The following is a 23,765-nucleotide window of genomic DNA, read 5'->3' as shown; positions in this document are numbered from 1 at the left end:
TAGGTCGCGCGGTGACTTTTTCGCTGGCCACTCAAGACGCTGCAGCGGTTTTCGATGCCCGTGGCCTGCAGGAAACGGCGGTACGGTGTACGAGCATTTTTGACATCCCTGTCCCTTTGCCATCGTCACAACCATGTAGGAAACGTCCGATATTTATTTAGCAAATTTCCTACATTTTGTTTGCCTCCCTAACAAAAAACGTGGTTATTATCCGCCGGCGCTTCGGGTCACAAACCCGGCGCCAGAAGATTGCCGTGTGTCTACAGACCCGGCAGTCGCAGCCGATCGGGACCACCCTGGCGCTGTCATCCCCGCGCAGGTTGTTCCTCGTCGTTGACCCTCAAATGGAAGTCGAGGTTTCAATTGGTCACGCGGTTTGCAATCGTCGATGCGATGAACGGGGCGACGTCTGTCGCCAATGATCCGGCCCACTTTCCAGTTGCCTGCGCCGACCGCGCGGCGGCGTTTTTCTCCAGCCTGTCTCCCCCCGAATTTCTGCGTATGCCCGCGTTCAACGCGAGTCTGCACGCGCGCGCCGCGCCATCCTCCTGAATTCGAATGACCGTGCCGGCATCTGATGCCGGGGCCTGACTGGCGGGGCATTTCTGTCCCGGCCTGATCACAAAAATAAAGTAGTCATGGACGGTAGCCTCCGATGCTCGATAACACTTCCTTGCGTGGGACGAATTCCGCGCAGCCCGACGTTTGCTCCTTGAAACCGTTCGATGCAGACCTGTGCGTGCACGGCATGTTTGAGGCGCAGGTGCTGCGCAACCCCGAGGCCATCGCCGCACGCTGGCAGCAGGAGGCGCTCAGTTATCGTGAACTGAACACCCGCGCCAATCGGTTGGCCCATCAGCTGCGCAAACTCGGGGTCGGGCCGGACGTGCGGGTCGGGCTGTGTCTGGAGCGTTCGCTGGAAATGCTGGTCGGCGTACTCGCGGTGCTCAAGGCCGGCGGCGCCTATGTGCCGCTGGACCCGGCATACCCGCAGGCTCGGCTGGCGCACATGCTGGCCGACAGCGCACCGCCGGTGGTACTGACCCACGGCCAGGCGCGCGGTGTTTTGCGGGCGGCGCTCCAACAGTCGGCGACCACCCCGACGCTGCTGGATCTGGCCGACGCCAGTGATTGGGCTTCGCTCCCGGCTGACAACCCCGACCCTCAGGCGATTGGCCTGACACCCCGTCACCTGGCTTACGTGATCTACACCTCCGGCTCCACCGGCACCCCGAAAGGCGTGATGGTCGAGCATCGCGGGCTGGTCGCCGTGAGCGCTGACTGGGCGCAACTCTATGAGTTGGGCGAGCCGATCAACCACCTGCAAATGGCCGGTTTTTCCTTCGACGTGTTCAGCGCCGACCTGATCCGTGCGCTGGGTTTTGGCGGCACGCTGGTGCTCTGCCCACGGGACACCCTGATGGACCCGCCGGCCCTGTATCGCCTGATGCATGACGCGCGCATCGGCTTTGCCGACTTCGTCCCGGCGCTGCTCAATCCACTGTTGGCGTGGGTCGAAGAGACCGGCCACGACCTGTCGTTCCTGCGCACCGTGGTCTGCGGCTCCGACATCTGGACCGCCCACAGCGCGCGGCAATTGCGCAGGCTTTGCGGTGATCGCGTGCAGATTGTCCAGGCCTACGGCGTGACCGAAGCGAGCATCGACAGCACCTGTTTCGAGCTCACCGAAAACAGCCAGATCGACCCAGTGCTGCCCATCGGCCGGGCACTGCCCAACACCCGGATTTACCTGCTCGACGTTGACGGCGCACCGGTTGCCGAGGGTGTCGCGGGCGAGCTGTACATCGGTGGCGTCGGCGTGGCGCGCGGTTATCTGAATCTGCCAAAACTGACCGCCGAGCGTTTCATCGACAGCCCGTTCGTGGCGGGCGAGCGTCTGTATCGCACCGGCGATCTGGCGCGTTACCGGGCCGACGGCCAACTGGAATTCCTTGGCCGCAACGATTCCCAGGCCAAATTGCGCGGCCTGCGTCTGGAACTGGGGGAAATCGAAACCCGGTTGGCGGACATTCCGGGTGTGCGAGAAAGCGTGGTGTTGCTGCGCCAGGACAGTCCCGGTGAACCGCGATTGGTCGCCTACTACTGCGAAAAACCAGACTCAACGCTGAGCCCGCGCTCACTGCGCGAACAACTGCAAATCAGCCTGCCGGACTACATGGTGCCGACCGCTTTCGTGCGTCTCGATACACTGCCGCTGACCGCCAACGGCAAGGTCGATCGCCCAAATCTGCCAGCGCCGGACGTCGAGGCGTTCGATCAGCAGGAATACCAGCCACCCCAAGGCTCGCTGGAAACCGCACTCGCCGCGATCTGGGCCGACGTGCTCGGCGTGGAGCGGGTAGGGCGTGAGGATCAGTTCTTCGCCCTCGGCGGTCACTCGCTGCTGGTGATGCGCGTGCTGGCGCAGGTTCGTCATGCGCTGGGGCTGGAAGTGGCGCCCTCGGCGCTGTTTGCCGCACCGGTTCTGGCGGCGTTCGCCGAACGGCTGCAAGCCAGTCAGGCGGCGGCTCGTCCGGCCATCACGGCCCTTGAACGCGCGGGCGCGCAAACGTTGTCGTCTGCTCAGCAGCGCCTGTGGTTTCTGGCACAAATGGAGGGTGGCAACGCTGCCTATCACATGCCGTTGAACCTGCGTTTGCGCGGTTCGCTGGACGTGCCGGCACTGGAACGCAGCTTCAATCAACTGGTGGCGCGCCATGCGGCGCTACGCACGACGTTCATTGCCGTTGAAGGGGAAGGGCGGCAATGGGTTTCGCCGCCTGCGCACAGTGTCCGGCTGACGGTGACTGACGTGCAGGGGCACGATGCGCAAGAACGCCTGAGCCGCTTGATCGACGAGGAAGGCGCCAGACCCTTCGACCTGAGCCGGGGCCCGCTGATGCGGGTCAGCCTGCTGCGGCTGGCGGCGGATGACCATGTCTTGCTGCTGACCCAGCATCACATCATTTCTGACGGCTGGTCGATGAGTGTGCTCACCCGCGAGCTCGGTCAGCTGTACGCAGCGGCGTTGCAGGATCGCGACGATCCGCTGCCGCCCTTGCCGGTGCAGTACGTGGATTACGCGGTGTGGCAAAAGCAATGGCTGTCCGGCGACGTGCTGGAACAGCAAAGCCGTTACTGGCGCGAAACCCTCAGCGGCGCGCCGGTGCTGCTGGAGTTGCCGACCGATCACAAGCGCCCGCCCGTGCAGGATTACCTCGGTGGTTTTGTCCCGCTGGTCTTCGACGCCGCCCTGACCGCACGCCTGAAAGCCCTGGGCATGCAGCAAGGCACCACGTTGTTCATGACTCTGCTGGCCGGTTTTTCACTGCTGCTGTCGCGTCTTTCCGGGCAAAGCGACGTGGTGATCGGCGTGCCATCGGCCAACCGCCCGCAGCAGGAACTGGAAGGGCTGATCGGTTTCTTCGTCAACACCCTCGCGCTGCGCATGACTCAGTCCGGGACGCCGTCGGTGGCGCAATGGCTGCAACAGGCACGGCGAGTGGCGCTGGAGGCTCAGGAACATCAGGACCTGCCGTTCGAGCAAGTGGTGGAATTGCTCAACCCGCCGCGCAGTCTGGCCCACAGTCCATTGTTCCAGGTGCTGTTTGCCTGGGAGCAGGATCAGGATTCCGACCTGCTGCTGACCGGGCTCGACATTACGCCGGTCGAGAGCAGCCACCACGTGGCCAAGTTCGATCTGCAACTGGCGCTCAGTGAGCGTGACGGGCAGATCGTCGGCGGTCTGGAATATGCCTCGGGGCTGTTCGAGCGCGGCACCGTCGAGCAGTTCGGCGAGTACCTGCGCCGGGTGCTGACGCAGATGGTCGAGGACAGCGAGCAGTCGCTGGCCGCGATCAAGCTGCTGAACGCCGAGCAGCACCAGCAAATCGTTCATGACTGGAACCGCACCGCGCGGGATACCGCGTCACTGCCCGGTTGCGTGGCGCGTTTTGAAACCCTTGCCCGGCAAACGCCCCACGCCGTGGCGCTGCTCGCCGACCGTGAGCAACTGAGCTACAGCGAGCTGAACCGTGCCGCCAATCGCCTCGCGCATTACCTGATCGAACAAGGCGTCGGCCCCGAGCATCGCGTCGGCCTGTGCCTGGAACGCTCGCCACAAATGGTCATCGGCCTGCTGGCGATCCTCAAGGCTGGCGCGGCGTACGTGCCGTTCGACCCGGCTTACCCGAGCGAACGTTTGGCGTTCATGTTCAGCGATGCGGCGCCGACCTTGCTGCTGACGCAATCGAACCTGATGACCGGGCTGCCGGCCAACGAGGCGAAAATCTGCTGCCTGGACACTGACGCAGCGCAATGGGCACAACACCCGACGGATGATCCGCAGGTCACGGTGAGCCCGGAACACCTTGGCTACGTGCTCTACACCTCCGGCTCCACCGGACGCCCGAAAGGCGTGGCCCACAACCGTCGCGCGCTGGACAACCTGATTACCTGGCAACTCGATCAAGCCGCAGCACCGCAGCGCGTCCTGCAATTCGCCTCGCTGAACTTCGACGTCTCCTTCCAGGAAATCTGCAGCACGCTCTGCCAGGGCGGCAGCCTGCTGCTGATGACCGAAGACAGCCGCAAGGACCTGGCCGCGCTGCGCCCGACCCTGGTGGCCGAAGGCGTGCAGCGGGCGTTCCTGCCGTTCGCCGTGTTGCAGCAACTCGCCGGCCTGACCGAGGCGGGTGCACCGATGCCGGCCGGTGGTTGCGAAATCATCACCGCCGGTGAAGCCCTGCAAATCAATGACGAGCTGCGTGGTTTTGTCCTTGGGCTCGGTGGCGCGCAGTTGCACAACCAGTACGGGCCGACCGAAACCCATGTGGTCAGCCAATTCAGCCTCGATTGCAACGAGGCCGAATCCTGGCCGGACGCGCCGCCCATCGGCCGTCCCATCGCCAATGCGCGGCTGTACGTGTTGGACGAATATCTGAATCCGGTGCCGGTCGGCGTGGCGGGTGAGTTGTACATCGCCGGCGCCTGCCTGGCCCGTGGCTATCTGAACCGTCCGGACCTGACCGCCGAACGCTTCCTGCCGGACCCGTTCAGTGCCGAGCCGGGCGCGCGGATGTACCGCAGCGGCGACCTCGCGAAATTCCAGGCCGACGGCAACGTGCAGTACCTGGGGCGCATCGACCAACAGGTCAAACTGCGCGGCTTCCGCATCGAACTCGGCGAGATCGACAGCCTGTTGCATCAACAACCCGGTGTGCAGGAAGCCGCCGTGTTGCTGCGCGAAGACGTGGCTGGGGACAAGCGTCTGGTGGCCTATGTGGTCGGCACCGCGACCCCTGAATGCCTGCGTGCCGAACTGCAACGCCAGTTGCCCGAACACATGATCCCGAGTGCCTGGGTTCGCCTGTCGCAACTGCCGCTGACCCGCAACGGCAAGCTCGACCGCCAGGCGCTGCCGGCACCGGAACGCAGCGCCGGGGCGACCTACGAGGCGCCGCGCAATGACACCGAACGGCAAATGGCCGAGATCTGGGCCGAAGTGCTCAAGTGCGAACGGGTTGGTATTCACGACAACTTCTTCGACCTCGGCGGCCACTCGCTGCTGGCGACGCGGATGATCTATGCGATCAACCAGCGCATGGGCGCGCAACTGTCCCTGAGCAGTCTGTTCCAGACCCCGGTGTTGCTGGATCTGGCGGCGCAGGTGTCGCGTGAAGAGCAAAGCGTTGAACCGGCATTCCTCCAGATCGAAACGGATCGCGCTAATCGACATGAACCATTCCCCCTGACCGATATCCAGCAAGCCTACTGGTTCGGTCGCGAGGCCACGGTCAGCCTCGGTGGCGTCAGTGCCCACGGTTACGAAGAACTGCGCATTCCCGACTTCGACGCCGAGCGTTTCGAACAAGCCTTGAACCGCATGATCCTGCGCCACGACATGCTGCGCGTGGTGTTCCTCAGCGACGGCACGCAACAGGTGCTGGCGCAGGTGCCGACCTACCATATGTCGCGCAGCGACCTGCGCGGGTTGCCCGCCGATGTGGCGCAGCGCACGCTGGAAGCGACCCGCGAACGCCAGTCCCATCAGGTGCTGGACGCCAGTCGCTGGCCGCTGTTCGAGTTCAGCCTGTCGCTACTCGATGACGGCATCACTCATCTGCACATCAGCCTCGATGCGCTGATCGTCGACGCCGCGAGCACGCAGATTCTCGCCCGCGAACTGATGGCGTTCTACCTCGATCCCGCGCTCGAGCTGGCGGAGCCGGGCCTGACCTTCCGCGACTATGTGCTGGCTGAACAGCAACTGCGTAATGGCCGCCGCTACGAGCAGGCGCTGGGCTACTGGCGTGAGCGGGTGACCACGCTGGCCCCCGCGCCGGACCTGCCGCTGGTACGCCAGCCCGAAAGCATCGCCAACCCGCACTTCACCCGCCGCGACCGCGACATGTCGGCGGCGCAGTGGACGCAGCTCAAAGCTGTGGCGAAACAGTTTACGGTGACGCCGTCGGTGATGCTGCTGACCGCGTTCAGCGAAGTGCTGGCGCTGTGGAGCCGCACCCCACGTTTCACCCTGAGCCTGCCGCTGTTTAACCGCATGCCGTTGCACCCGGATGTCGATGAAATCATCGGCGACTTCACCTCGCTGGTGCTGCTGGAAGTCGGCATCGACGGTTCGCAGAGTTTCACCGACAAGGCCCGCGCGGTGCAGGCGCAACTGTGGCGCGACATCGACCATTCGGTGGTCAGCGGTGTGCGGGTACTGCGCGAATTGTCCCAGGCCCGGGGCGTGCAGCAGACGGCGATGCCGATCGTGTTCAACAGCACGCTGTCGGAAGCGGCGCCGGAACTGGCCGAATTCAACCTCGCCGACGCGTTGAACGCCCGGCACATGCACAGCATCACCCAGACCCCGCAAGTGTGGCTCGACCACACGTTGCTGGAACTGGAAGGGCGCCTGCTGTTCAACTGGGACAGCATCGACGAACTGTTCCCGCAAGGCATGATCGAGCAGATGTTCGTCGCCTATAACACCCTGCTCGACAGCCTCTGCGAGCCGGCAGCCTGGGGCGCAAACACGCCGCAACTGCTGCCGCAGGCACGCTTGCCGGCACCGGTCGACAATCAGCAAACGCTGCCATTGATGCACGAATTGTTCGAACGTCAGGCCCTCGCCACACCGGATGCCCTGGCGGTGATCGGTACGCGGCAACTGACGTACGCCCAGCTTCGTTTTGAGGCCCGACAACTCGGCGCCCGACTGCAAGCGCAGGGTGTGCTACCGAACCGCTTGGTCGCCGTGGTGATGGAGCGCGGTTGGGAGCAAGTGGTCGCGACCCTGGCGATTCTGTATGCCGGCGGCGCTTACCTGCCGATCGAGCCGACGCAACCGGCGGAACGGCTGCGGCATATTCTGGAGCGGGCCGAGGCGAGTCTGGCCCTGACCCAACCGGCGCTGCTCGACAAGATCGAATGGCCGGCGCAAGTCACGACCATTGCCGTGACCGATGAAGTTTCAAACGATGGACTGCTGCAACCGGTGCAGGTGAGCGAAAGCGACCTCGCTTACGTGATCTACACCTCGGGCTCCACCGGCCAGCCGAAAGGCGTGGTGATCGACCATCGCGGTGCGGTCAACACTTTGCTCGACATCAATCGGCGCTTTGCTGTCGGCCCGAACGACCGCGTATTGGCGATCTCGTCGCTGAGTTTCGACCTGTCGGTCTACGACTTCTTCGGCACGTTGGCGGTGGGTGCGGCGGTGGTCATCCTCGAACCGCAACTGTCACTCGATCCGGCGCACTGGCTCGAATTGATCAAGCGTCATCAGGTCAGCCTGTGGAACTCGGTGCCGGCGCTGCTCGGTATGCTGGTCGAGTACGTGGAGGGCGAGGGCGGCACGTTGCCCGCCAGCCTGCGGGTTGCGATGCTGTCCGGTGACTGGATTCCATTGACACTGCCCGAGCGGGCCTGGGCTTTGCAGCCGGAGTTGCAGTTGATCAGCTTGGGCGGCGCCACCGAGGCATCGATCTGGTCGATCTATTATCCGGTGAAGCACGTCGACCCGGCGTGGCGCAGCATTCCCTACGGCAAGGCCCTCGATCATCAGCGTTTCTACGTGCTGGATGAAGCGCTGCAAGTGCGCCCGACCTGGGTCGCGGGTCAGCTGTACATCGGCGGTATCGGTCTGGCGAAAGGTTACTGGCGCGATGAAAAACTCAGCGCCGGCAGTTTCTTCGATCATCCACTGACCGGCGAGCGGCTGTATCGCACGGGCGACCTGGGACGCTTGCTGCCGGACGGCAACATCGAATTCCTCGGTCGCGAAGACAATCAGGTCAAGGTCCAGGGCTATCGCATCGAGCTGGGCGAGATCGAAGCCGCGCTCAATCGCCATCCCGGCGTGCAGAGCGCGGTGGTGCGGATTCTTGGCAGCACGCTGGGCGAGAAACGTCTGGCGGGCTACGTGCTCAAGGCCGATCCGGCGTTGCAGGCCAGCGATTTCAGCGCGTACCTGAGCGACAAACTGCCGGCCTACATGATTCCGCCGTCGTTCACCTTTGTTGAAGCGTGGCCGTTGTCGTCCAACGGCAAGGTCGACAAGAAACGCCTGCCGGAACCGGAGCAGATCGAGGAACAAGGACCGGCGCTCGAAGTCGAGGGCCCGCAGGAACAGCGGCTGGTGGAGATCGTGCAGGACGTGCTCAAGCGCGATTCCATTGCCGCCAACGCCAACCTGCTGAACCTCGGCGCAACGTCGATCGATATCGTCCGGATCAGCAACGCCTTGTCCGGCGCCTTGCAGTTCCGCCCGCACGTGGCGCAATTGCTGGCCCAACCGACGCTGCTGCATCTGCTTGGCATGTACCGCCAGAACCGGGCGCGGCAGGATCTGCTCGGCAACGTGCAGCAGGCCCCGGAGCCCGTGCAGGAAATCATCGAAGATCCCCAGCAGCGGGCGCAGTTCAAGGCCGAACAGCGCGGACGCCGCGACTTCGCTCAGACCCTGCCGGCGCTGGCGCTGGACCTGCCGCAAGACCCGGCCTTCGCCCGACGTTTGAGCGATTACCGATCGGTGCGTCAATACGATCGGCAACCGATCGCCACCCAGGCCTTCGCGCACGTACTGGCAGCGCTGGCCCAGGGGCAACTCGATGGCGAAGTGAAATACCAGTTCCCGTCGGCGGGCGGGCTGTACCCGATTCAGGCCTACCTCTACATCAAAGCGGATCGCGTGCTCGGCGTGCCCGGCGGCGCGTATTACTACGATCCCCGCCAGCATCGTCTGCTGGCGCTCCAGAGCGGATTGCTCGACCCGGACACCTACGACTATTTCGTCAACCGCCCGGTGTACGAGAACGCCGCGTTCTCGCTGTTTTTCATCGCCGACATGGCGGCGATTCGCCCGCTGTATGGCGAGCGCAGCCGCGACTTCTGCCACATCGAAAGCGGCGCCATGGCCCAGTTGCTGAGCATGACTGCCGTCGAGCACGGTCTGGGCTTTTGCGGTATCGGCTCGGTCGAGGAGCAGCAACTGACGACGCTGTTCGATCTCGGGCCGAGCCATGAATTGATCTACTCGATGATCGGCGGCCTGCGCACGGCCGATGAACAACACCGCGCGCCAGTCGAGGTGTTTGCCAGCGAGCCTGCGACCGCCAGCCTGGACGATGAAGACATGGAGGAGTTCGAAGTATGAATGCCGATCAATTGCTGGCGTTGTTCGCTCGCCATGGTGTGGTGCTCGAAGTGGACGGTGACAGGCTGCGCTGCAAGGCGCCGCGCGGGTTTCTCACCGAAGAACTGACCCTGGCGCTTAAACGTCACAAACAGGAACTGATCGCCTTGCTCGGCGGGCACGATGACGCGGCGATTCCCCGCCGATCCGGCACGCACACGTCCTGGCCGTTGTCCTTCTCGCAGCGGCAATTGTGGTTTCTCGATCAACTGGAACCCGGCAACCCGTTCTACAACGTGCCGACGGCAGTGACGCTCAGGGGGCAGTTGGACGTGGCGCAGCTGGAGCGTGCACTGAACGAACTGGTGGCCCGCCACGAAATCCTGCGCACGACGTTTCGCAGCGTCGACGGCGAACCGCGTCAGGTGGTGCACCCGTCGATGCCGCTGTCGTTGTCGGTGACGGATCTGCGCCAATTGCCTGCCGACGAGCGCGAGCAGCAAGTGCGATTCGCCGTCGAGCAGGATGCCCGGGCGCCATTCGATCTTGGCAGCGGGCCGCTGCTGCGGGCGTCGTTGCTGCGCGTGGCCGACGATGAATACCTGTGGCTTTACAGCGTGCATCACATCATCGCCGACGGCTGGTCGATGGGCGTGATCCTGCATGAGGTCGCCACGCTGTACGGCAATTATCTGCGTGGCGAAACCCCGACGCTTGCGCCGTTGTCGGTGCAATACGCTGACTACGCCTGTTGGCAGCAACAGCGGGTGGGTGGTGCGGCGCTGGACGCTCAGCTCGATTACTGGCGGCGCACCCTGGACGACGCGCCGCTGTTGTCGACCTTGCCCGCCGACCGGCCACGACCGCTGGTGCAGCGTTATGTCGGCGCCACTTTCAGTTCCTCGGTCGATGGCGCCACCTTGCGCGAACTCACGGCGCTGGCCCGGCAGACCCAGGGCACGCTGTTCAACGTGCTGCTGGGCGCTTTGGCGGTTCTGCTGTGGCGCCACAGCGGTCAGCAGGATCTGTGCATCGGCACGCCGTTCGCCAACCGCAATCGCCCGGAAGTCGAGCCGCTGATCGGCCATTTCGTCAACACCCTGGTGCTGCGTCAGCGCCTGAATCCACAGCAGACCTTCGCCGAGCTGCTGCGCGACGTGCGTGGGCAAATGCTCGACGTCCACGCTCATCAGGATGTGCCGTTCGACCGCGTGGTCGAGGCTGTCAACCCGCCGCGCGATCCCGGTCATTCGCCGTTGTTCCAGGTGATGCTGGTGCTGCAGAACACCCCGGGCAACGCATTGCAGATGCCTGGCCTGGAACTGGCGCCGTACGGCACCAGCAGTGCCACGGCCAAGTTCGATCTGGCATTCGAATGGGTCGAGCGGGATGGGCGGCTGGACCTGCTGGTGGAATACAACACCGACCTTTACGACGTCGCGACTATCGAACGCCTGAGCGGACACTACCGCCATCTGCTCGAACAGATCGCCGCTGATGCCAAGCAACCGATCAATGCCTTGCCATTGATGAATGAGGCTGAGCGTCAGCAGGTGCTGGTCGATTTCAACCGCACCGCGCCGCTGACGCAAACGGCGCCCTGCGTGCATCAACTGGTTGAAGCGCAGGCCGCGAGCAACCCTCAGGCCTGCGCAGTGGTCTTCGAGGACGAATCCCTGAGCTACGCCGAGCTCAATGCCCAGGCCAATCGGCTGGCGCGGCACTTGCGCACCTTGGGCGTTGGCCCGGACGTGCGCGTGGCGGTGTGCATTGAGCGTTCGCTGGAATTACCGGTGGCGCTGCTGGCGGTGCTCAAGGCCGGCGGCGCTTACGTGCCGCTGGATCCGGATTATCCGCTGGGGCGCCTGAGTCATATGCTCGGCGACAGCACGCCCGCGGTGCTGCTGACCCTCGGCTCGGCGCACGGGATTTTGCGCCAAGCCGTGCAAGGCTCGACCTGGGAAGCGCCGATCCTCGACCTCGAACAAGATGCCGCGAGCTGGGCGTCGTTGGCGGCGGACAATCTTGATCCGCGCCATGTCGGCGTCACCCCGGACCATCTCGCCTACGTGATCTACACCTCCGGCACCACCGGGTTGCCCAAGGGCGCGATGGTCGCCCACCGTGGCTTGAGCAATCTGCTGCTGTGGTGTTTGCAGGTCTGCGGCGAAGCAGGGGCGATGCTGCACAAGATCCCGTTCGGTTTCGATGCTTCGGCCTGGGAGACCTTCTGGCCGTTGGCAACCGGCGGGCGATTGGTTATTGCGCGACCCGGCGGGCATTACGAACCAGCCTATCTGGCGCGCGAGGTGCGCGAACGGAAGGTCACGGCGCTGGTGTTCGTGCCGGCGATGTTGCAGCTGTTTCTGGAAGTCGACGAGGTCAGTCAGTGTGCGTCGCTGACCCATGTGTTCAGCGGCGGCGGTGAGCTGCCGCCAGCCCTGGCCCGGCGCTTTCAGGAGCGACTGCCCCATGCGCGGCTGCACAACGTCTACGGTCCGACCGAAACCACGGTGATCAACAGCATCTGGACCCTGGAGCCCGGCGCCGAGGTGCCGACCCGGCAACTGCCGATCGGTCGGCCGATTGCCAACAACCGTTTTTACGTACTCGATGACCGCGACCAGCCGGTGCCGGTGGGCGTGACCGGGCATCTGCACATTGGTGGCGTTGGCGTCGCTCGGGGTTATCTGGGATTGGCGCAGCTCAGTGCCGAGCGCTTTATCGACAACCCGTTCGTGTCAGGTGATCGGCTCTATCGCAGCGGCGATCTGGCGCGTTATCGCCCGGACGGTCAGCTGGAATTTCTGGGTCGCAACGACTTTCAGGTCAAGTTGCGCGGTGTGCGCCTGGAACTGGGCGAGATCGAGGCCCGGCTCGAAGCGTTTCCCGGTATCCGCAGCGCCGTGGTGTTAATGGTCGGCGAAGTAGCGCAGGATCAGCGGCTGGTGGCCTGTTGCGTAGTGGCCGAGACCGTGGACGAAGCCGCAGTGCACGCCCATTTGGCGACAACCCTGCCCAGAGCCGTAATCCCCGGCAGCTACCTGTGGCTCGACGCCTTGCCGCTGACCGCCAACGGCAAAGTCGACCGTGCCGCGCTGACAGCATTGGCGGATGAAGAGATGACCAACCGCCAGGTCAACCTGAGCAGCCCGCGCGATCACATCGAACTGGCGCTGTACCAGATCTGGAAAAGCCTGTTGCTGGCGCCGCAGATCGGCATTCGTGACAACTTCTTCAACGTCGGCGGCACCTCGATCGCCGCGATCAAGATGGCTCATGAAATCAGCCAGCAGTTCGCGGTCGAAGTGCCGGTGCGCGTGGTGCTCAGCTACCCGACCATCGAGGCGCTGGGCGGGTGGCTGCGGGTCGGGGCCAACCCGGCGCTGGCCCAGAGCAACCTGATCGAATTCCGTCTCGGCAGCGGCCAGCACAACGTGGTGTGCATTCACCCGGCGGGCGGTACGGCGTTCTGTTACCTGTCGCTGGCCAAGGTGCTGCCGGATGAAACCGGGGTCTACGGCGTGCAATCGCCGGGGCTGAATCCGGGGGAGAGCACCGAGCCGACGGTCGAGGCGATGGCCGAGGCTTACTTGCGCCAGATCGAACCGCTGACGGAGCAACCGCTGATCCTCACCGGACTGTCGTTCGGCGGCCTGGTGGCCTATGAAATGGCGCGGCGGTTGACTGCCGCGGGGCATTGTCAGGTGACGGTGGTGCTGCTCGACACCCAGGGCAGCGACGATCCGGGTTTCCGCGAGCAGATCGGCACCGTGGACATGGCCGAGTTCCGCGACAAACTGGTGCGTTTCAACGGCATGTACCCCGGCATCGAAGACGCCCAGGTCGAACGCTACTTCAACATCTACAACCACAACCGCCTGGCCATGGCTGCCTATGAATGCGCGCCGCGCGCCGGTCGCGTGGTGCTGATCCAGGCGCGGGAAGATTTCAGCCGCCATCAGTTGCATGAACTGCGTGGCTTCTGGCGTCGCCGCGCGGGCAGCGGCTATCTGGCGAAACTGGTCAGCGGCGGGCACTGGGACATGCTTGAAAGCGCGGAAATCCACCGGGTCTCGCAAATCATCCGTCGGGAGCTGCAACGCTTCGACGCGCAGGAGGCGAGATGATGAGTGCGTCCAATGACAGGCCATTGCTCGCGCGTTTTGCCGAGCAAGTGGCGGGTAATCCGCAAGCTACGGCGGTGATCGATCAGTCGCTCACGCTGACTTACGCCGAACTGGCCAGTGCCAGCGAACGCATCGCCCGAGGATTGCTGGCGTGTGGTGTCGAACCCGGTCAGTCGCTGGCGTTGTGCATGCCGCGCTGCTGGCAGTGGCTGGCAACGATTATCGGCGCCCTGAAAGTCGGCGCGGTGGTGGTGCCGCTGGATCGCGCCAGCCCACGCAAACGCCGGGAACTGATGCTGGCGGATGCGGCGTGTGTCGGCCTGATTACCCTGGATGAAGAGCCGCTGTGGTCGCCGTCACTGTGGCAAACCAGTGTCGAGGCCTTGCTCGATCAGCCGGACGCTCCGCCGCAAACACTGGCCGAAGACTTCGCCGAGGTGATGTTCCTGTTCTACACCTCGGGCACCACCGGCACGCCAAAAGCAGTCGAGGTGGGCGAGCGCGGCCTGCTGCGTCTGGCGCACACCGACGGCTATATCGAGATTCGCCCGACGGACCGGTTTGCCTGCCTGTCCAACCCTGCGTTCGATGCGTGCAGTTTCGAACTGTGGGCGCCGCTGCTCAACGGCGGCTGCTGCGTGATGATCGCCGACGAGGACGTGCTGGATGCGCGTCGACTGGCCGAGGTGCTGGAGCGCACGCAGGTCGACAACCTGTTCATGACCGTGTCGCTGTTCAACACGTTGATTGCCGAGTGGCCGTCGTGCTTTTCCAGCGTGCGTCAGGTGCTGATTGGCGGTGAGCAGATCAGCGCTGCCGCCGTGCGCGGCTGGTATCGGGCCAATCCTGAGAGCCGCTGCCGGATCTTCAACGCCTACGGCCCCACCGAATGCACCACGTTTGCCCTGTGCTGGCCGATCAGCCGCGATTTTGCCGGTGACTCGGCGCCCATTGGCCGACCGTTGCCGGATACCGGCGTGCAGGTGCTGGATGAGCAGCAACGCCCGGTGCCGGCGGGCGAGGTCGGCGAGCTGTATTTGAGTGGCAGCGGTGTCGCCCGTGGCTACCGCAACCGGCGCGAAGAAACTGCTCGCCAGTTCGTCCGTTTGCTCTTCCTCGACGGTGGCGCGCAGGTGCATTACCGCACCGGTGATCTGGTGCGACGCAATGCCGAAGGCTTGATCGAGTACCTGGGGCGGGTCGACCGGCAGGTGAAGATTCGTGGCTTCCGGATCGAGCCGGGGGAGGTGGAGCAACGGATGCTGGAGTATCCGGGCGTGGCGCAGGTGTACGTCTGCACCCGGCGGCAGGCGGCAGAAGACCATCAGTTGCTGGCGTTCATCGTGCCTCGCGGGGATCTGGACTATCAGGAATTCGAAAACCATCTGCGGGCACAACTGGCGCCGTATATGCGGCCGCATCAGCTGTTCCTGCTGGAGCGCCTGCCGCTGACGGCCAATGGCAAGATCGATCGTGATGGCTTGCTGGCCCAAGGGTTGAGTCCGTGGCATCCAGCGATGGATGCCGTTGACGATGGCGCTGTTTCGCCTGCGTTGAGCTGGCTACTGAACGAAGCCCGCTCGCTGCTCGGCCAACCGGCTCTGAGCGCGCAGGACGACTGGCTGGGCAGTGGCGGCGATTCGCTCAAGGCCCTGCGCCTGCGTTCGGCGATCCGTGTCCACTGGCAGCGCGAGATCGCCATCGATACGTTGCTCAACGAGCCTTTCTCGTCATTGGCCGCACAACTGAGCGGTGAAACGAACGGCGAGTCGATCTACCCACCCGCGCCTCCGATCAGCAGCGCCAAACGCCTGCCGGCGACCGCCGAACAGCGCCGGCTGTGGCTGTTGCAACAACGCTCGCCGACCTCGACCGCCTACAGCGTGCCGCTGATTCTGCATCTGGCGGCAGGTGTCGAAGTTGCGGCACTGGCCGAGGCTTTGGGGCGTTTGGTGCAGCGTCATCCGGGATTGCGTACGGCATTCGCGGCGGGTGCCGATGGACTGGATCAGGTAATCGCCGAGCAGGGGTCGACCTGTCGCACCTTCGCGGTCGGGCATTTCACCGAGAACAACTGGCAGGCCTTCGCCGAGCTGGTGTTCGCCGCGCCGTTCGACCTGACCACCCCGAATCTGTTTCAAGCCTGGTTGCTGCCGTTCGCCGATGGCAGCTGCCGGCTGTTGCTGAACCTGCATCACATCATCGTCGATGGCTGGTCGGTGAACCTGTTGTTCGACGATCTGGCGCAGCTTTACACCGATGCCCTGCAAGGCCGCGACAGCCTGCAACCGGCCGCCCGATTGACGACGCTGGAGTTTGGCCAGTGGCAGCGCCAGTGGAGCGTCGATCCGCATTATCGCGACCAGCGCCGCGCCCTCGCCGAGTTGCATCGCCGTCAGGAAGAACCATCGCCTGCATTGATGCCAATGCGCGAACTCAGCCCCGACGCCCGGTTGCACCGCGAACCCTTGGGCACAGCGCGCAGTGCGGCTCTTGAGCGCTTTTGCACCCAACAACGGCTGACCCGTTTCGAAGTGCTGTTCAGCGTCTTCGCCTGGAGCCTGTACGCCCTGACCGGGTGCGAGAGGCCACGGATCGCCAGCCCGGTGTCCAACCGGCCACTGGCGGAGTTCGAAGACACGGTCGGCATGTTTGCCAACACCGTGCTGATCCCGACCACCGTTGAACACGCATCCACGCTGGGCGAGCAGTTGCGCAAGCAGACCGCCACCGTGCGCGAGGTGCTGGCATTGCAGGACGTGGCGCTGGCGGATCTGGTGGAAGACCTGCGGCTGTCGTCGAGCCCCTCGTTGTTCGACTTCATGTTCGTGCTGGAAAACACTGACTACGCCGCACTGGCCGACTCAAACCTGCGCGCCACGCTGGCATTCAACGAGCAGTTACATGCCAAGTGCCCGTTGACGTTGTTGATGGTTGGGAGCGGGTCGCAGCTGGAATGCTGGTGGGAATATCAGTGCAGCTATTTCGATGCTGAACAGATGCGGGCGTTGAACGCGCTGTTCCGCCGGGGTCTGGATCTGTTGCTGGAAAACCCGGCGGCCAATCTCAACGATTTGCTCGGTCCGTATCGAAGCAGCCTGCCACCGGCCAGCGAAGGTCCGCAGATCGCGCTGCCGTTCAACACATTGGCGGACGGGTTCGAGCATCAAGTGCTTTGCACGCCGGAGGCGGTCGCGCTGGTTCAAGGCCAGCACCGCCTCAGCTACAGCGAGCTGAATGCGCTGGCCGATGCTCTGGCGGCAAACCTGATCGAGCGCCATCCGTTGCCGGCCGGGAACGCGCCGTTGCATGTCGTGCTGTTCCTCGATGCTTCGGTGGAGCACATTGTCGCCTTGCTGGCCCTGGCCAAACTCAACCTGACCGCCGTGCCGCTGGACCCTGCTTACCCGGTGGCGATCCAGCGTCAGGTGCTGGAGCAGGCGCAGCCGCATTGCGTGCTGTTCAGCGACGCGACCAAGGCTGCACTGGATGACCTGAACGCCGGACGATTCGCCACCCATCGGGTTGATCTGCGCGCCGATGCCGGAACGTTCGAACGTCCACGCCACGCCGGCGAACGGCCGCTGTACACGCTGTTCACCTCCGGATCGACCGGCACACCGAAAGGCGTGCAGGTGTCGGAACGCACCCTGTGCAACCTGCTGCAATGGCAGCGCACCGAAGGGCAGTTGCCGGCGAAAGCGGTGACCCTGCAGTTCTCGATGCTGTCGTTCGACGTATCGTTCCAGGAGATTTTCAGCACCCTGTGCGGCGGCGGTTGTTATCACCTGATCACGCCGCGCTGGCGTCAGGACGCCGAGGCGTTGCTGGATTACATGGTCGAGGCGCGGATCGAGCGCCTGTTCCTGCCGTACGTGGCCTTGCAGCATCTGGCGCAAACCGCGGTGGCCCGGGGCATTTACCCGTCGGCGTTGCGCGAGGTGATCACGGCCGGCGAGCAATTGCTCTGCACCGATGCGCTGCGCAACTGGTTCGACGGCATGCCGCACGCCTCGCTATTCAACCACTATGGCCCGACCGAAACCCACGTGGTCAGCGCCTTGCGCCTGCCGCCCGTGGCGCGGGACTGGCCGTTGCGCGCGCCGATCGGTCATGCCGTCGGCAATGCGCGGTTGCTGCTGGTGGATGAACACGACCGCCCGGTGCCCAACGGCTCTCGCGGCTATCTGCTGGTGGCCGGGCCGATGGTTGCCCGCTGTTATCTGGCCGATCCTGCCCTGAACGCCGCGCGGTTTGTCGAGGTGGCAGACGACTGTTTGTACTACCGCACCGGCGATCTGGCGTGGGCCGATGCCCAAGGCTGCCTGCATTACCTGGGGCGTGACGATCAGCAGATCAAACTCAGCGGCCATCGTCTGGAGCTGGGGCAGATCGAGGCGGCACTGATGCAGATGCCGGAAGTGGTCAACGCGGTGGTCGCGGTTCAGGCCGATCCGCCACGGCTGATCGCCTGGCTGCAACTCGATGGCCAACCTGCAAAGTCGCAATCGCTGGATCATCAGGTTGCGCGGTGGCTGCCGGCCCATGTGCGGATCGATGAATACCGACGGATCAACCTCTGGCCACGCACCCCCAGCGGCAAGATCGACCGCAAGGCTTTGCCGAACCTGGGCGAGGCGCTGGAGCGGCGCAGCACGCCACAACCGGTTGTTCAACTGAGCGCACTGGAACGGCAACTGAGTGAGTTGTTCCAGGCCGTGATCGGCCGGGATATCGAACCGGAGCAGACCTTCTTCGAGGCCGGCGCCACCAGCCTCGGCCTCATGCGTTTGCATGGCCGTTACGCCGAAGAACTGCCGCACAAGGTGACGATGGCCGATCTGTTCGAACACGTCACGGTGCGGCGTCTGGCGGCGCACCTGTCGAAGGCGCCGGCGGCAGCGGCGCAGCAGGTACGGCAAACCGATGCAGGTCACCAGCCGATGGCGATCATCGGCATGGCGGTCAATGTGGCCGGGGCACAGAACCTGTCGGAGTTCTGGGCGATGGTGCAAGGCAATGAGCTGGGCATCGAGCACTTTGCTGCCGAAGAAGGCCTGGTCGGTGCCCGCAGCCAACTGGCGGGCATGCTCGATTTCGATCCCGAGTACTTCGGCATCAGCCGCCAGGAAGCACGGTTGATGGACCCGCAACAGCGGCATCTGCTGATGGCCTGCGTACAGGCCCTGCAACACGCGGCCATCGTCCCTTCGGCGGACGGTCCGCGCATCGGTCTGATCGCCAGTTGCGGCGAAACCACGTACTTCCAGCAAATGCTGCGCGAAACCGCCGACGACGATTTGCCGGACGGCTTCCAGCTGGCGCTGCACCACGACAAGGATTTTCTGGCGACCAAAGCCGCGTATCACCTGGACCTCAACGGCCCGGCCCTGAGCGTGCAGGCCGCTTGCGGCAGTTCGCTCATCGCCGTGCACTTGGCCAGTTCGATGCTGCGTCAGGGCGACAGTGACGTGATGCTTGCGGCCGGGGTGCTGATCGACCCGACCCTGACCGAGGGCTATCGGCATCGCTCGCAGCACATCTTTTCCGCCGACGGTCTGTGCCGTCCATTCAGCGATGACGCCAGCGGCACCCTTGGCGCCAGTGGCTACGGGGTGGTGGTGCTCAAGCCGCTGGCCAGGGCGCGGGCCGATGGTGACCGGATCTATGCGTTGGTCGAAGGCTCGGCGCTGAACAACGATGGCCGGGCCAAGATGAGTTACACCGCGCCGTCGGTGGCGGGGCAGAGCGCGGTCATCCGCGATGCCTTGAACCGGGCCGGATTGACCGGTGCCGACATCGGCTACATCGAGGCCCACGGCACCGGCACCTTGCTCGGCGATCCGATCGAAGTCGCGGCGTTGACCAAGGCTTTCGGCGATGCGCCGGCCGGCCATTGCGCGCTGGCCTCGGTGAAAAGCCAGATCGGTCATCTGGGCGCGGCGGCGGGGGTAGTCGGGCTGATTCGCGCCAGCCTCGCGGTGTTCCATGGCGTGTTGCCGCCGAACCTCGGTTTTGGCCGGATCAACCCGCAGATCGATCTGGAACATTCACCGTTCTACGTGCCGACCACGTCCCGGCCATGGCCGGAGGGGCGGCGGCGACTGGCCGGTGTCAGCAGTTTCGGGATTGGCGGGACCAATGCGCATGTCATCGTCGGTGCTGCGCCAGTTTCGCAGGAAGGGGTCGAGGAAACATTGCCGCTGCTGATGATCTCGGCCCATAGCCGGGCGGAGTTGCTGCGCGATATCGCGGCGATTCGCGAATACCTGCACGCGAACCCGGAACAGCAGACTGCATTGCTGCGGCACTTGCAGTCAGGTCGCCGGCAGTTGCGCTGGCGCTTCGCAATGGTTTGTGGGACGGGTGAGGCCATTCCATTGCAGCCGACAGCGATCAAGGAAGTCACGCTCTCAAGCGCGCAGGTGATCGCCCGTGATCAATCGCCGCAGGAGCTGCTGGACGCCTGGTACGAAGGCGCGAATATCCAGTGGCCGCAGCGCTCGGCACCGCCGCCCTGGGATTTGCCGCCGTCATCGTTCGATCTTCAGCCGTATCGTTTCCAGACTCCCGTGGCTAACCAACCTGCTGCGCCAGCCCTTGAGCGGCAACCGCTGGCGGACTGGTTCCACCAGCGACAGTGGGTGCGCACCCGGCGATTGAGCGCGACAGCGACGGCGGAATCCCGTGAGGTGCTGATTCTGTGCAGCCATGAAACGCCGGAATCGACGTTGCTGGCGAGCCTGAACACTGTGTACCGACGCGTCATTCACGTGCGCACCGGCAATGGCTTCAAGCGCCTGAGCGCGGACCGTTTCGAACTTGATCCGCTGGACATCGAAGCCCTGAACCGCTTGCTCGCCGAGGTCGCAGAACCTGAACTCGGCGAACTCGACTGGCTGCATGCCTTGCCGCTGGCGGTGTCGGGCGCGGTCAACGAGCAATCGCTGGATCTGGCGCAGTGGGCCTGTCTGGACACGGTCAGTGCGCTGATGCAGGCCTGGGGGCAAACACCGCGCACGACACGGCTGCGGTTGTGGTTGATGTCATGGCAGGCATGCCCGGTGGACGGCGAGGTGCGACGGCCCGAACTGGCAGCGCTGGCCGGCATCACTGAAGTGGTGCCTCAGGAATACCCGGTGCGTTGTCACTGGCTGGACTGGCCTTCGCCGCGCCTCGAAACTCAGGCCGGCGAGTTGGCAGCGCTGCTTGGCGATCCGGTTTCATTGCCTCGGCGAATGGCGGTGCGCGATGGTTACCTGTGGCAGCCACGCTTGATGCCTCAGCCATTGACCGGCCCAGCAACGACATCAGGGCTTCTGCCGGAAGACGGCACGTTTCTGGTGCTGGGCGGCAGCGGCGGCATCGGCCGGACCTTGTGCGAACACTTGCTAAAGGCACCCGCGCGCCGTGTGGTGCTGATCTCGCGCCAAGGGCAATTGCCTGAGTCACTGGCGGCGTACGCATCGCGGATCGACTGCATCAAAGCGGACATCGCCGACCTGCCGCGCTGGCCACAGATCCTCGATCAACTGGCCGTTCGTTACGGTCGCCTGAACGGTGTGATTCATGCGGCAGGCGTCGGTGCGGGCAGTCTGATTCGCCACCGTGATGCCCGGCAAATGGCAGAGGCCATGGCCGCCAAGACTCGCGGCATGCTGGCGGTCGAGGCGTTGATCGAGCACCTGACACCGGGTTTTGTCCTGTACTGCTCGTCGATGTCGGCACTGTTCGGCGGCGCGGGGCATCTGGATTACGCGGCGTCCAGCGGGGTACTCGACGGCTTCACCCACTATCGCCCGAACCCCGCCGACACTTGCTTGCGACTGGGGATCAACTGGGACATCTGGCGCGACATCGGCATGGCCACCACCAGCAACGGTGGAGACGCCGCGCATCTGGAGCATCTGACGGTCGGACTGTCAGCCGAAGAGGGTTGCCGAGTGTTCGATCTGGCGATGGCGACGCAGTTGCCTCAGTTGCTGATCTCCACCACCGGCATCGACACGGCGTGGCGGTTTTATCCGGTTCGCCATGGTGCTGTGGCCGCAGTGGTCGAGGCACCGAAGGGCGTGGATTTGTCGGCGCGCCTGCGTGAGTGCCTGTGCAAGTGGCTCGGTGTGGCCGAGCTGGAAGATGACGATTCGCTGTACGACCTGGGCGCGGACTCGCTGACGCTGCTCGACCTGATCGACGAGCTGCAAGCGGCCACGGGTGAGGTATTCCAGCTGTCGCAATTCAGCCACAAGGTCAGCCTGAACGAGGTGCTGGGGCTGGTCTCGACCGCCACGGTTGAAGAGGCGCCCCCTGCTGCACCGCACGGCTGGCACGACGCGGTGCGGATCGATCAATGGCATGCCGGTGACGGCCGTAATTGGCTGTACCTGATCCACCCGGTGGGTGGCGATGTTCAAGCCTATCGGGAACTGGTCTCGGCGCTGCCGGCGGAACTGGGCGTGTGCGTGATCGCCGACCCGGCGCTGCGCCTGCCGCAGTTGCCGAACATCAGCGTGGAGGAACGTGCACGCTGGTATCTGGCGGCGATCAAGGAGCATCTTCCGCACGGCAGCACTTGGCGCCTTGCAGGGTGGTCCTTCGGAGCATGGGTGGCGCAAGCGCTGTGTCATCAGGCCCAGGCTGAGGGCTTCAGGCAACCGTTGTTGTACCTGATCGACCCGCCCGCGCCGGATGCCGGTGCGGAACTGGCCGGCATTGATGAGCAGACCATCGAGCAGGTGTTCCAGAGCGAGTTCGCCCAGCGCTGGCCGGAGGTCGAAGGGCAGGGCATGGCCGAAGAACGTCAGGCGTATCTGCAACGGCTGACCGTGTGCTGCCGCAATAACATGGCCAGCATGGTCGTCTTCCGACCGCCAGAGCTGGCGACCACAGCGGTGCGGTTGTTCATCGCCGGGCACGCCAATCCTTACGGGCTGGGCAATGCCTGGAATCCGGATGACCTGCAACGCAACTGGCAGGCCTTGCTGCCGCAGTTGCGCAGCTGGCAAACCCTGGACACCGATCACTACGGCATTGTGGCGGGCCGCTGGGCGCGGTTGCTGGCCGAGGTGATCGGTACGGATGAGCCGGCGCCATGAATGAACCGATCTCGAAGCCGCGATGGCTGCTGAATTTAGTGCAAGTGCTGTGCGAAACCGGACAGGCCGACGACCTGCGCAAGCGGATAGACAATGGCGAGGGTCCCGTGCCGTTGCGGCTGTTTCATCTCTGGCAGGCCGACGTGGTTCTGCCGATGCTCGGCGAAGCCTTGCCGGAACATCGACAGGCGCTGCTCGCGTTGCAAAGCCTGCATCAGCGGGCGGCGCTGGGCGTGCTCGGGCGTCAGGGCGAATGGCGGGCCGCGCTCAAACCGGTGTTGCTGGCGCTGTATAGCAAGGCCTACGCCTACGACGCGGCGTACGCCAAGGCCCACGCCAGTGCAATGACCTACGGCCTCGCACCGGCCAACCGCGCCATGATTGCCGAGCACTTCGGCGATGCCGAGGCGTTCGCCGAGTACTACGCGCAACTCAATACCGAGGCCGCCGCCACCGCGTTTGCCCAGGCTCATGCCAGCGCCAATGCCGAGGTGTCGGCCCGGGCTTTCGCGGACGACGATGCAGACACCTGCGCTCAGGTCTGCGGGGCGTCCGTGCGGGTTTACGTCGGGGCCTGTGCTTCGAGCGACGAACAGCGACATGCCGCACTCAACCATCTCGCCGCCGGGCTCGAGCGAAGCCTGGCCACGCTGCAATCCCGTTCAACAGGAGAACGACATGAATGACGCACAACTGCAATTCGATGTGGTGATCAACGCTCAGGGCCAGTATTCCCTGTGGCCGGCGGGCAAGCCGATGGCCAGCGGCTGGAGCGAGGCGGGGATGCGCGGCGAACGCCAAATCTGTCTGGATTACATCAACGAACACTGGATCGACATGCGCCCGCGCTCGCTGCGTGAGCAGTCATCGGTGTCGTTCCAATAAAAAAAGGTAAGGGAA

General features: G+C 64.4%; 5 protein-coding genes. All 5 read left to right on the top strand.

Going from position 1 to position 23,765, the window contains the following annotated elements:
• Nucleotides 1-655 precede the first annotated feature (655 nt).
• The 5 genes from CAF76_RS26350 to CAF76_RS26330 are packed head-to-tail and all read left to right on the top strand — an operon-like array spanning nucleotide 656 to nucleotide 23,750.
• Entirely contained in the window at nucleotides 656-9,661 is a 9,006-nt protein-coding gene (locus CAF76_RS26350; RefSeq protein ID WP_085649157.1) for a non-ribosomal peptide synthetase, read from the top strand.
• A complete protein-coding gene (locus tag CAF76_RS26345) occupies nucleotides 9,658-13,770 on the top strand; it encodes a non-ribosomal peptide synthetase (protein WP_085649156.1) in 4,113 nt (1,370 codons plus the stop codon). Before CAF76_RS26350 ends, CAF76_RS26345 begins: the two co-directional genes overlap by 4 nt.
• Nucleotides 13,767-22,865, top strand: a complete 9,099-nt coding sequence (locus tag CAF76_RS26340; RefSeq protein WP_085649155.1) for a non-ribosomal peptide synthetase — start codon at nucleotides 13,767-13,769, stop codon at nucleotides 22,863-22,865. The genes CAF76_RS26345 and CAF76_RS26340 overlap by 4 nt, the downstream gene beginning before the upstream one ends.
• Nucleotides 22,862-23,551 carry a hypothetical protein gene (locus CAF76_RS26335; RefSeq protein ID WP_085649154.1) on the top strand — a complete coding sequence of 230 codons (690 nt, stop codon included), beginning with the start codon at nucleotides 22,862-22,864 and terminating at the stop codon, nucleotides 23,549-23,551. The genes CAF76_RS26340 and CAF76_RS26335 overlap by 4 nt, the downstream gene beginning before the upstream one ends.
• On the top strand, nucleotides 23,544-23,750 hold the full coding sequence (locus CAF76_RS26330) for an MbtH family NRPS accessory protein (RefSeq protein ID WP_085649153.1): 207 nt from the start codon (nucleotides 23,544-23,546) through the stop codon (nucleotides 23,748-23,750). The genes CAF76_RS26335 and CAF76_RS26330 overlap by 8 nt, the downstream gene beginning before the upstream one ends.
• Nucleotides 23,751-23,765 lie beyond the last annotated feature (15 nt).

It is taken from the genome of Pseudomonas sp. B40(2017), assembly GCF_002112855.1.
Classification (GTDB): domain Bacteria; phylum Pseudomonadota; class Gammaproteobacteria; order Pseudomonadales; family Pseudomonadaceae; genus Aquipseudomonas; species Aquipseudomonas pharyngis.
This window is presented reverse-complemented; position numbering and strand designations above follow the sequence as displayed.

Coding starts and splice junctions, on each gene's coding strand:
- CAF76_RS26350 (WP_085649157.1), top strand. CDS start 656: ATGCTCGATAACACTTCCTTGCGTGGGACGAATTCCGCGCAGCCCGAC.
- CAF76_RS26345 (WP_085649156.1), top strand. CDS start 9,658: ATGAATGCCGATCAATTGCTGGCGTTGTTCGCTCGCCATGGTGTGGTG.
- CAF76_RS26340 (WP_085649155.1), top strand. CDS start 13,767: ATGATGAGTGCGTCCAATGACAGGCCATTGCTCGCGCGTTTTGCCGAG.
- CAF76_RS26335 (WP_085649154.1), top strand. CDS start 22,862: ATGAATGAACCGATCTCGAAGCCGCGATGGCTGCTGAATTTAGTGCAA.
- CAF76_RS26330 (WP_085649153.1), top strand. CDS start 23,544: ATGAATGACGCACAACTGCAATTCGATGTGGTGATCAACGCTCAGGGC.